This is a genomic window from Terriglobia bacterium, from assembly GCA_036496425.1.
In the GTDB taxonomy this organism is placed as follows: domain Bacteria; phylum Acidobacteriota; class Terriglobia; order 20CM-2-55-15; family 20CM-2-55-15; genus 20CM-2-55-15.
This window is the reverse complement of record DASXLG010000071.1, coordinates 1-11,460: the sequence shown is the minus strand read 5'-3', so window position 1 is coordinate 11,460 and position 11,460 is coordinate 1. Positions and strand designations below refer to the sequence as shown.

Annotated in this window: 9 protein-coding genes and 1 pseudogene; 9 read left to right on the top strand and 1 reads right to left on the bottom strand. The window is 56.9% G+C overall.

The window, feature by feature from the left end; all coding sequences use genetic code 11:
- The first annotated feature begins 741 nt into the window (after nt 1-741).
- The 4 genes and pseudogenes from VGK48_05095 to VGK48_05080 all read left to right on the top strand — a co-directional run bounded on the left by VGK48_05095 (nt 742) and on the right by VGK48_05080 (nt 2,620).
- Complete coding sequence (locus VGK48_05095) at nt 742-993, top strand: antitoxin family protein (GenBank protein HEY2380540.1); 252 nt, start codon at nt 742-744, stop codon at nt 991-993.
- A 77-nt stretch (nt 994-1,070) separates the two neighbouring features.
- Nucleotides 1,071-1,376: pseudogene (locus VGK48_05090) on the top strand (PIN domain-containing protein).
- A gap of 170 nt (nt 1,377-1,546) precedes the next feature.
- The gene (locus VGK48_05085; GenBank protein ID HEY2380539.1) at nt 1,547-2,197 is read left to right on the top strand and encodes a hypothetical protein; all 651 of its coding nucleotides are present in this window, start codon (nt 1,547-1,549) and stop codon (nt 2,195-2,197) included.
- A 3-nt stretch (nt 2,198-2,200) separates the two neighbouring features.
- Nucleotides 2,201-2,620 (top strand): hypothetical protein, encoded by a 420-nt coding sequence (locus VGK48_05080; GenBank protein ID HEY2380538.1) that lies wholly within the window; start codon nt 2,201-2,203, stop codon nt 2,618-2,620.
- Nucleotides 2,621-3,255: 635 nt separating this feature from the next.
- Here the strand turns inward: VGK48_05080 and VGK48_05075 are convergent.
- Nucleotides 3,256-3,660 (bottom strand): alpha/beta hydrolase-fold protein, encoded by a 405-nt coding sequence (locus VGK48_05075; GenBank protein HEY2380537.1) that lies wholly within the window; start codon nt 3,658-3,660, stop codon nt 3,256-3,258.
- A gap of 374 nt (nt 3,661-4,034) precedes the next feature.
- On the opposite strand from VGK48_05075, the gene VGK48_05070 reads away from it, so the two are divergent.
- The 5 genes from VGK48_05070 (at nt 4,035) to VGK48_05050 (ending at nt 11,442) form a co-directional block, all read left to right on the top strand.
- Nucleotides 4,035-5,138, top strand: a complete 1,104-nt coding sequence (locus VGK48_05070; protein HEY2380536.1) for an MBL fold metallo-hydrolase — start codon at nt 4,035-4,037, stop codon at nt 5,136-5,138.
- Nucleotides 5,135-5,554 (top strand): hypothetical protein, encoded by a 420-nt coding sequence (locus tag VGK48_05065; GenBank protein HEY2380535.1) that lies wholly within the window; start codon nt 5,135-5,137, stop codon nt 5,552-5,554. Before VGK48_05070 ends, VGK48_05065 begins: the two co-directional genes overlap by 4 nt.
- Before the next feature lie 15 nt (nt 5,555-5,569).
- On the top strand, nt 5,570-5,932 hold the full coding sequence (locus tag VGK48_05060; GenBank protein ID HEY2380534.1) for a hypothetical protein: 363 nt from the start codon (nt 5,570-5,572) through the stop codon (nt 5,930-5,932).
- A 104-nt stretch (nt 5,933-6,036) separates the two neighbouring features.
- Nucleotides 6,037-7,050 (top strand): VOC family protein, encoded by a 1,014-nt coding sequence (locus VGK48_05055; protein ID HEY2380533.1) that lies wholly within the window; start codon nt 6,037-6,039, stop codon nt 7,048-7,050.
- Nucleotides 7,051-7,155: 105 nt separating this feature from the next.
- The gene (locus VGK48_05050; protein HEY2380532.1) at nt 7,156-11,442 is read left to right on the top strand and encodes a carboxypeptidase-like regulatory domain-containing protein; all 4,287 of its coding nucleotides are present in this window, start codon (nt 7,156-7,158) and stop codon (nt 11,440-11,442) included.
- Nucleotides 11,443-11,460: the final 18 nt, after the last annotated feature.

The window sequence follows — 11,460 nt, the reverse complement described above, 5'->3', positions numbered from 1 at the left end:
ACGGGCCTGCGCTTATCAGGCGCTTCGAAACGAAACCACCGGATATCGCCGCGTGAAATCAAGGGAGGTCGGTGTCGGGGGCGTCGTCGATGGGACCCTGTGGCCCGTTGTCTATCCAGGAACGCCACAGTTCACGTTGTTGCTCTGCGGCTAAGTGGAAGTCCTCGATCGGCTCGAGCACAACGTGCACGCGCTTACCATCGAGTTCCGGAACGGGACCTTCCAGCTCGATTGTCGTTCCTTTCAATAAACCTGTCTTCGATGTCGTCATTAAACGTCAGCTTACCACACGGGGCCATCGCCCCAACGCTGGCCGAATAGATTACCCTAAAACTGAACAATAGACCCATGAGCAGTCGTCGTCTGTTGAGCAGCCCTGCAATTCGAGGGACGCAACCCGAATTAAATCCGGAGGTGCGTCCCTGGAATTCCAATATCCAGCCCATTCGCTCCGATTGCATTCCGTGAACTTGGTGGGTTTACTGCGAAAATTCATCCAGGAATTTGGACCAACGCACGTTTGAAACGCCGCTCGATGGAGACTGACTATGGAAAAGAGGGACAGTAAGGAATTAAATTTCGGTCGGGTTTAATTCCTCACTACTGTCCCCGAATTTACGGTGGCATTAAAAGCATCTATGGAAACGGACAAAGCCGTGAAGATTCTGAGTTTTGCCTGCTGTACAGTGGGCGGATAACGTGGCCAGAGGACATAGCGTAGAATATCTGTTAGGTGACCCAATGAGCATCCGCGCAATCTATAAAAATGGCGTTTTGAAACCACTGGAAGAACTGCCCATCAAGGAAGGGACCGAGGTGACTGTAGACGTCTACCCGATCGAAGATCGGAGACAGAGCGGCGGAAAGCGAAAGTCGGTCAAGGATTTTGCCGCATACGGAATGTGGAAGGACCGAGCAGACTTTACGGACGGTATGGATTACGTGAACAAAATCCGCAAGTACCGCCGAGAGCCCGACCCCGATTCGAAGTGATCGTGCATGCCCTACCTCATTGACACCGATATCCTCGTTGACTATTTTCGTCACACCGAAGCCGCTGCGAACTATTTGGATTCTCTCGACGACTGGTCCGTGTCCGTTGTCACCGGACTAGAGCTCATCGCCGGTGCAAAGACAAGCGCGAGATCGCCGAGATCGATCTCGTTCTGGGCGCATATCACGTCGTTTCGACAAGCCCGGAGATCGGCCAACTCGCCTACAACATCATGAAATCGCACGCCAAAGCGAACGGGCTAGATCCCTGCGATGCGATGATCGCAGCGACAGCGATTTACGAAGGGCTGAAGCTCTCGACAAAGAACGAGAAGCACTTTGGAAACATCGAGGCGCTTGAGATCGACCTGCCCGGATACTAGCTGTGGAATTCCAGGGACGCACCCCGAATTCGATGCGCTATGCTGTCGTTCATGAGCCGCGTTTCATTCCTGAAATCAGCGTTGCTGATTGCGGTCCTTGTCCTTACCGGCACTGAATCGAACGCGCAGGCGCAATAGAAGTTGAGCTCGTGCGCAGGGTGGCCGACTCGATGGGAAACGAAATCGGGCCCATCGGCAGGGCGGCAACGCTCGGTGAATGGAAGCAGTCGCACCAGAACTACGTCATTGACGGTTACACCCCCGGAGACGCCGAATTCGGGAATTGGTGTGCTCGGGCGAAGCTTGAAACGCCGCTCGATGGAGCCAGACTATGGGTGCGCACGGCTTATTTCTATCTGCCTCCTGCCGAGACGCTTCAACGCCAGGTGCGTGAATCGTTGACGAATCGTCTGGGCTCCGGAGATGCCAACGTGCATCCACAATGGTTTGGATCCGCTTCCTGGCGGAACTCGGTTCTTTGGAAAAGCGGTGGTGTCTCTATTGTGACGGCGGTCATAGGCGAGCGCCCAATCGAGAGTGGCAGCCCGCCTTCCACGAAAGTGTTTGTTGCTGCCCTGGGGACAGCAGCGGATTTGGACTTCGAATCGTTCCGAATCGATGACCGCTCTGAAATCGCACAACGTCGGCGGATCGAACAGCGGATCGGCGATCCGAATGCCGCTCCGGCGGATCGAGATCACACTCCGGTCTACGGCGCGATCGCTCAATGGTTATCCGCCTCTCGAAGCCTTCCGGCGCCCCGGCGCGCCGCAGCGTTATTCGTAGCCGATCAACTTTTGAGTGAAGAGGATGTGACGTGAGAGATGGGCGAGTCGCCGCCAATCCGGAAGCAACTCGAAGCAGAAGGCGCCGTTTTCGAATGGCGCGAGCTTGGCGGCGTCTATGTGTATGTGCATACATGGCTGAGGGAGGCGCTGAAGCTCGATCCTGAAGGGCGAGCCGGAGAGTTATCGTTCCTGACCCTGATGGAGCTGGGTTTTGAAACGTCGGGTGCCTGCGCGGACCAGGGAGGAACGGGTTTCAATGCGGTCATTCGCGAAGGCGAAGCCTATCTGCAGCGCAAGCCGGCGTCGGGTTTGCGGGCGGATGTCCATTTTCTGCTGGGGCAGGCATACGGCGATATCGTGGTCCTCGCCAATGGCGGCGGATATTCTGCAGATGAAGAACGCGCCGAGTATAAGGACAAAGGACAAAGCGCCGTCTGCCAGGGCGAAGGCAATTGATCACTACAGGATGGCTCTTCAGTCTGCTCCCGGCAGTCCCCGAGTTTCCGAAGGATGGCCGGAAGCATGGCGCCTTCTGGCTGGGGAATCCCGCCGGCCAGGACGTACTTTTACTGTGTCTACGACTAGGATGGCGGTGCCAAGCCTTGCATTCCCGGGTGTAAGGCCTTGCCCACAGGAATCAAGCCTGACATTTCCGATGTAAAGCCTTACCCGCAGAAATCAAGCCTGACATTCCCGATGTCAGGCCTCACCCGCAAAAATCAAGCCTGACATTCCCCGATGTCAGGCCTTACCCGCAGAAATCAAGCCTGACATTCCCGATGTCAGGCCTTACCCACAAAAATCAAGCCTGACATTTCCGATGTAAGGCTTTACCCGCAAAAATCCAGCCCAGTTCTGTGGGACGCACCCGGATTATCAGTCCAGACGGCGTCGAATAAGAAACGACTGCTCGGCCGCCGCTGGAAAAGCGACCACGTCGAGTTTTGATTTGCTGAATTCGGTGTCTGTCCCCTGAACTCCAATTAGGACAGGAAGAATAAGCGGAGGTTTGATCGCTCGTCAAATTCTCGAACGCAGTTCCGCCGTGAATCGCGGCAGGCGATTCACGGCGGATTATCTTATCGAATGGATTAGCGGGCAGCTTTGGTGTGTTTCGCGAAGAACGCAAAGATATCCGGAGCTCCGGAGGTGAGTACGCTTCCGTGATCGCCTCCCGGAACTTCGACGTACTGATACGTCATCTTCAGGTCCTTCATCTTCTCGATCCAGAGTCGCGTGCCCGCAACGGGAACCAGTGTGTCCATATCGCCCTGAACGATGATCATCGGAATATTCTTTGCAGGTTCGAGGCTGTAGTTATCGGGAGTGAGACCCGCAGGCGCAGTAGCCGGCGCTTCAGCGCCGACGGCAGCCCAGAGCGACGCGTATTTCACGCCAAGATAAAGGGAGCCGGCTCCGCCCATCGAATGGCCCATCAGGTACGTTCTATTCTCATCGATATTGAATTCCTTGCGGATCATATCCAGAACGTTCATCACGTCCTTTTCACTGGCTGCGTGTAGCTTCTCGGGATCCGTAAGCGCAGTTCCTCAAGCGGTAATTGCGGTCGATAACCGGCCTCGGCCTGCTGCGGGTGCGCCCTGAGGTGCCCCTGCCGGGGGCGCTCCATTAGCGCCGCGCGGAGCTCCAGGGCCTCCGGGGGCTCCGGGGGCTCCCGGCCCGCCACGGCCGCCGCCGGTTCCGAATCTTGCAGGAGGGAAATCGTTTAGTTCAAGGCGCAGCGCAAACGTACGAACCGGCCGAACCGGACGGTCCGCTCACGTATTTGGGATAGGCGGGATACGAGCAGGCTATCCACTTTTGCATGATGCCGTGGAGTATAATCCGCTCCCAAAACGGAGTCCAAAATATGCGCGGTCTCATTTTGACGTTGGTGGTTTCAACGATTGCGATCACGGGCTTGCTGGCCCAAACGGGTACCGGAGCACTGAACATTTACTACATCGATACCGAGGGGGGCCAGTCGACGCTGTTTGTGGGGCCCACGGGAGAATCGCTGCTGGTGGATACGGGAAACGCCGGGGACCGGGATCTCGGCCGCATCGTTGAAACATTGAACGCCGCGGGCATCAAGCGGATCGACCATATGTGGACGACGCACTATCATGGCGATCACGTTGGAGCATTGCTCGCGCTTGCGAAGCAGTTTCCGATGATGCACTTCTACGATCACGGCAAGCCGCATCCGAACGACCGGATCGTTTCGGCCGCCTTCCTGACCTCGTATGAAGAGCTGAGTCAGGGGAAACGCACAATCGTGAAACCTGGGGACCAGTTGAAGATGACGGGACTGGATATTACGGCCGTCGCGTCTGCGAATCAGTTCATCCGGTCGAATCTGCCCGGCGGCGGCGCGAAGAACGGCGCATGCACGGATGTGCGGCCAAAGGATGAAAGTGCGTACACAGATCCCGACAACGGCGAATCGGCTGGATTTCTCCTGGCGTACGGCCGCTTCCGAACGGTAGATCTTGGCGATCTTACCTGGAACGGAGAACTGGACTTGATGTGCCCGACGAACCGTATCGGCACAGTGGACGTGTATTTGACCTCTCATCACGGGCTCGCGAAGTCCGGCTCTCCAGCGCTCGTGCATGGATTACAACCGCGCGTGGCGGTGATGAACAACGGCACGCGAAAGGGCGGCGAGCCCGAGACATTTCACGTCCTCCACGAGTCGCCCGGCCTCGAGGATCTCTGGCAGCTGCATTGGTCCTACAACGCCGGACTCGACAACGGTCCGGCAACGTTCATCGCCAACGTCGAGGACAATGCAACCATCGCCGGTGTTTTGTCGGCGCAGCCGGCAGCCGGACAGCGTGGTGGATTTGGCGGCGTTGCGGCACATTCGCCCGCTTACTGGATCAAGGTGTCCGCTCAACCGGACGGCGCGTTTACAGTAACGAACACACGGAACGGCTTCAGTAAGAGGTATAAACCACGAGACAAATGAAGACTCTATCGGCGAAATCATCGGCCCTCGTTCTCCTGCTGCTTCCCATTCTGTACTTGGCGCAGAGCGGCCCTGTTTCTCACGACTGGCTCACCTGGGGCGGTTATCCAGACCGCTCGGGCTGGGCCAGGGACGAAACGTTACTGTCCAAAGACAATGTCGCGAAAATGGAAATGAAGTGGATGGCGCAACTCGACAATCCATCGAGCGACACGGTGTTGTCCGCACTCACTGCCCCGCTGGTTGCGGATAACATTCCTACAGCCCAAGGCCGGAAGAATCTCATCTACGTTGTCGGCAGCGCGGATATCGTCTATGCCCTGGATGAAGCGTCCGGAGCAGTCGTCTGGCAGAAGAAGTTTCCGAACACCTTCACGACGCCGTTCCCCAAGTTCAAGAATGTCTATGGAACGTAGGAAAGCGGAAGCATCATGGCGTTCCAACTCGGCATCGACAATGAAAAGCCTTCCCTGATTCCGATGTGGATCTCCGAGTCCATGTCGGTGCCGGATCCGCCCGTCGTGGCCAACGGCGTGGTCTTCTCCGTTTCGACGGGTGAGAATCCGCGACAGGGTGGCTGGGCAGGAAACGATAGAGGCGATCGAGCCGCATTTACAGGTCACGCATCTCTTCGTGCATTTGATGCGCTCACCGGAAAACAGCTCTACCACAGCGGAAGCATCGTCGACGATTGGACCCATTTCAGCGGCCTCGCAGTCTCGAACGGCCGGGTTTACTTTACGACGACACATTCTCGTGTCTATTCATTCGGTTTACCGAACGCATCACGTTAAGAAAGGATGTTCACTATGTAGTTCGCGTCATCTGCGGCTGATAATTGCTTGCAAGCCAGCCTTCTTATGGCTAATTCCTTCCTGAAGTAATAATCTACCGTCCCATGAACCGACGACAATTGCTTGCATCATTACCCGGAATCGTGCTTGCTCCACGGTTGTTCGCGCAGGGCGGCAATCCGCTCATCCGAACGAAAGGCATCAATCACGTCACGCTCTATGTCTCCGACCTGAAACGTTCGATTGATTTCTATCAGGGCCTGTTCGGCATGCCGGTCGCCTCGCGGCAAGGTACGACAAACGCGAACCTGAGGATCGGCGCGGGTCCACAGTTCCTCGGCATCACTTCGGCAGAGGGAGCCGCACCGAATATCAATCACGTCTGCCTGAATGTTGAAGATTTCAACGTGGACAAGATCGCCGGCATTCTCACGCAGCGTGGCTTCACAAAAAGCGACCAACCCGGTCCGATGAAGGTTCGCGTGCGGATGAGAGAAGGGACGCCCGAGCTCTACTTGTACGATGCCGACGCGATCGCGATCCAGCTTCAAGATCCGAGGTACTGCGGAGGAACCGGACCGCTCGGCAATGTTTGTCCGGCGCCGGAACCATCACCGAAGAAAGGCCTGATGGCGCTTCGCGGCTGGAGTCACTGCACGATCTTCGGATCGGATGCGAACCGGTCGAACAAGTTTTATCAAGATCTGTTCGGCTGGCGCGTTCAGGGGTATCAAGCTCCGGCCGGCAGCACGAATGCGCCGTTCCTGAATACCGGTACTGGTGTCCAGTTTCTCATGTTCGGCGGCGGCGGTGGACGGGGCGGCGCGGCGGCGGCACCGCGCGGCAGCATCAATCACCTGTGCATGAGCATGGACAATTTCAATCCGGATGCCGTCATCAAGAACCTGGAAAGCTACGGGCTCAAGCCGCGCGGCAATCCGCAAGGTAATCCCGGACCGCTGGTTCATTACATCAGTCTGAGGATGGAGAATCGTGGCGGAGCGAAAGACGGCACGCCGGAATTGTATTTTACCGACCCGGACGGCCTTCTGATCCAGCTTCAAGACACGAAGTACTGCGGCGGTTCCGGTTCGCTCGGCGAGATTTGTCCGAGCTGATGGAATTGATTGATCTCTACATAAAAACACATTAAAGTCTCGCCAACGTTCACTGAAACAAGTGCCATTGAATTCGTGTGTCCGATTTTTCTTGGGGAGGAGTCGATGCGCAGAATATTGACAGCGGCGGCGATAGTGTTAGTCCTTTGTCTGATCCACATTGAAACAGCATCAGCGCAAAGCACCAATGCATCCGTAGGTGGATTTGTGCAGGATCCCAGTCAGGCGTTTATTCCTGGCGTCACGGTCACGGCCACGAACACGCAGACGGGCGTGATGACTACAGCAATAAGTAATGAGTCGGGGGCGTACAACATTCTGAGTCTGTTACCGGGGACCTACAAGCTCACCGCCGAGTTACCCGGCTTTAAAACGCAGGTCTTTACCGATGTGCAACTCGGACAATCGGCCGCGGCGCGATACAACTTCACGCTTCAGGTCGGCGCCGCGGATCAAACCGTTGAAGTCACGGCGGAGGCCACCGCGGTGATCGCGGAGTCATCGTCGACCATTGGAAATGTTCTGGCCCAAAAGACCCTCACAGACCTCCCGCTGGTGAGCAACAACGTTCTCGATCTGGTGACCGGCACCATGGCTGGCGTACGTGGTACGGACCTCACGGAGAACACGACTTTTGCCGGCGTCAGCGCATCAATGGTCAATACTGTCCGCGATGGGCTGAGCGTTCAGAATGGCCGCTATGCCAACGGCATCGGCTCGGTCACTTACTTGAATGTCGACATGGTTGGTGAATTCCGGGTGATTCTCACACCGGTTGACGCGGAATACGGGCGCGGCAACGGCCAGGTGCAGATCCTGACTCGTTCCGGCACGAACCAGATTCACGGCAGCGGGTTTTGGACCGTTCGAAACTCCAAGCTGGACGCGAATACCTGGACCAACAATAAACAGGTCGTAAATGGAAAGTGGTCGCCCACAACGCCGCCCTGGCTCAATCGCAACGAATTGACCGGCAGCGTGGGCGGTCCGATCATCAAGAACAAAACTTTCTTTTTCGCCCTTGTCGACAAGCAGATCGAACGTGAACGCCAGGTCGCGCGGCCGGTGACGCTTACCAATTGCGCGCAGCATGGAATTCTGCGTTATTGGTCAGGCTGGACGCCCGGCAATATCAATACCCAGACAGTAACGACCGGCGCAAGCCCGACGACCCCATCCGTGGACTCGTTCGGCAACCCGGTTGCCCCCGCAACCAACCAGGATGGGACGCCGTACACCGGTTCACTGCAGTACCGCAGTGTGTTCGGTCCTCTAGTGAGCAATCCGACAAAGCCCGATTGCTCCGACGCAGTTGTCGCCGGCGCCCCGTGGGATGCGAATCGTACGAAGATGGATCCTTCCGGTACCAGCCAGAAGTTTCTCGCCGCCATGCCGCACGCGAATACCTTTGACGGCGGTGATGGACTCAACACCGCCATATCTCAATGGACCTGGCGTGGGCATTCCCTCGGGGATTACCCCCTCGCCAGCGGAAACACCTTCGATGCCGACCGCCTGCAGTTCAACGGGAAAGTCGATCACAACTTTAATGCCAGGCACAAGGTCGCCTTCAACTACACGAACGAAAGGATAGACTCCGATTACTATAATAGCGGCGTCGCCGGCTTGTGGCCCGGCTATTACCCGCAGCAGATGCAGCTCCGTCCGCAGGTGTTCACGGTGAATTTCACGTCTACACTTACGTCCAACATCGTCAACGAAGCACGGTATGGGTACCGGAAGAGTTTTCAGTATATCTATGCCCCGTGGGAAGTGCCGGATCCCGAAAAACGTAAAGTTCCCCTGTCGCTCCTGTTGCAAGGCGGGGCGAATGCGTCCGGACAGAATTATCCAATCGCTTACGCGCCCTCCGGCGTCGGAGGAATGAGCGTGAATAACTATAGCTGTCTGACCTTATGCGCTATACAAAACAACAATACTCCTCTGACCAGCTTTGCCGATTCGGTCAGTTGGAACAAAGGCAAGCACGCCTTTAAAGGCGGCGTCGAGGTGCTGCTTACCCACACAACCGGCGTCAGCACGGCCGACCAAACCATACCGTTTGGCACCGGCGGCAATTCGGCTTTGAATCCCGTCACTGCTTTTGCAAATACGACGAACTTCAACGGACTCACGCCGACCAGTCAGACGACGGCTGGGCAACTCCTGGCCTTCATGGCCGGTTCCGTCGCCAGCGCGTCGCAGAGATACTATATGAAATCGCCGACTGAGCTCGACCATTGGACGAGCTACCTCGAGCAACAGCGGAGAGTCATCGAACCCCACGAAAACGAAGTGTCCATGTTCTTCAAAGACAACTGGAAGCTTCGCCCCTCATTCACTCTGAATGCCGGGGTCCGCTGGTCATATTATGGCGTACCGTACGAAGGCAAGGGACTGACAATTCGGCCCCAGGGAGGCCAGGATGGGCTGGCGCTGTTCGGAGTATCCGGCCGCAGTTTCAGCAATTGGATGAATCCGAACAATGGTGTGAACACCAGCTTGCAGACCCAATTGGAGTTTGTCGGGCCCAATACGTCCAAACCGGGCGACACCATTTTCCCGGATGATTACAACAATTTCGGACCTGCTGTCGGCTTCGCCTGGGAATTGCCATGGTTTGGAAAAGGAAAAACGAACGTCCGCGGCGGCTATCAAATCAGCTACACCGGAGGCGGCCATGCGGGCAACCTTTCGAACTACATCTTCACAACGCCCGGCTTCCTCACTAACGTGACTACGACGGGGCCTGTGGACGGCAGCTATTTCGACGTGGCGGCGTTGCAGAAGCAGATTCCGCTCGCGCCGGCGACCCTGCCGATGCAGCCGATCCCGCTGGCCAAGTTGAGCCAGGGCGCGGCAGCGTTCGATCCGAACTTCTACACTCCGTACATCCAGAACTTCACGCTCTCGATCACCCGGCAGCTCACCCGTACGTTCACTCTGGACGCGCGTTACGTCGGCACAAAGGGTACCGGATTATACGGCTGGTACGACCTCAACACGCCGGATGTGTTCTACAACTCACCTCTCTTCAACGCTCTACAAACCACTCGCGCCGGCGGCAACGATCCGCTATTCGACCAGATGTTCCTGGGACTGAATCTGAATCCCAACGTAACGGGATGCAACCCGGCAAATCCCACCGCCGTTTGCGCCCCGGTAGACGGAATAACCCAGCGCGGCTCGCAGCATCTCCGGGTGAGCACGACTTTCAGAGACGCGCTTGCCAATGGCGACTTCCAGACTCTGGCAAACTCTCTAAACTACTTTAATGGTGTCGGTACCGGGCCGTCAGGAACGGTCCCCGTATCCATCACTGGCGAGCGCGGCACTGTGATGAAGCGCGCCAATCTGGGATTTAATGTCCCCGGCGGCACAACGATCGCCGGAGGTCCCCAGGTGCCGGCCGGACTGTTCCCCGCAAACTGGATCTCGGCCAACCCCCAGTTCGGCACCGGTACCGGCCTCGGCGCTGGCGCCAACTACTGGAGCAACACAGGCACATCGAAATACAACTCTCTTCAACTGCAGGGCACCTTGCGGCCGACACATGGAATGACTTTCCAGGCCACCTACATCTTCTCCAAATCGATGCAGACTCCTTTGGTTTCATTCGCCGCGGGAAATGGATTGACTACCGCCCAAAGCTACACGAATCCGGTGGAACGTAATAAGGACTACCAACTTAGTCCGGGTAACGCGACCCACGATTTCAAAGGTTACGGAACTTTCGAATTGCCGATCGGGCCGGGCAAGTTGCTGATGGGAAGCAGCCACGGTGTGCTGGCGCGCGTCATCGCAGGGTGGCAGGCCAGTTCCGTTGTGAATCTCAGTTCGGGACAACCTGCCAGCACCTCGGCGACCTACGTGAACGCCTCAAGCGGCCTTGCCAGCCAGACAGGCCTGTACGGTAACGCGGTTCCGGATATCGTCGGGAAGTTCCCGAGAGATGGCAAGGTGAATTGGGTGAGCGTCTCAAACCCCGCGGACCACAATTTCGGGTCCTACTTTGGTTCGTTCACCAGAACGAAAGATCCGCAATGCTCGGCAGTTGCTACACAACTGGCAAGCTTCTGCACGCTCCAGGCCATCGCCGACAGTAACGGAAACATCGTGCTGCAGAATCCGCTACCGGGAAAGCGCGGCGGGTTGGGCCTCGCATCGTTAACCCTCCCGGGTTACTGGTCGTTCGATGCGTCCCTGCTCAAATCGGTCCGGCTCACCGAGTCGAAGTCGCTGCAAATCCGAATGGACTCCACCGACGTCTTGAACCATCCGACGCCGTCCACTCCTTTTCTCAACACCAACGGAGCGACGCCGTTCGGATCGATCCAGGATAAAGGCACTCAGAGACGTTTCTTCAAAGCCTCGGTCCGCTTGAGTTTCTAGAAAAGAGGGGGGGGGGGG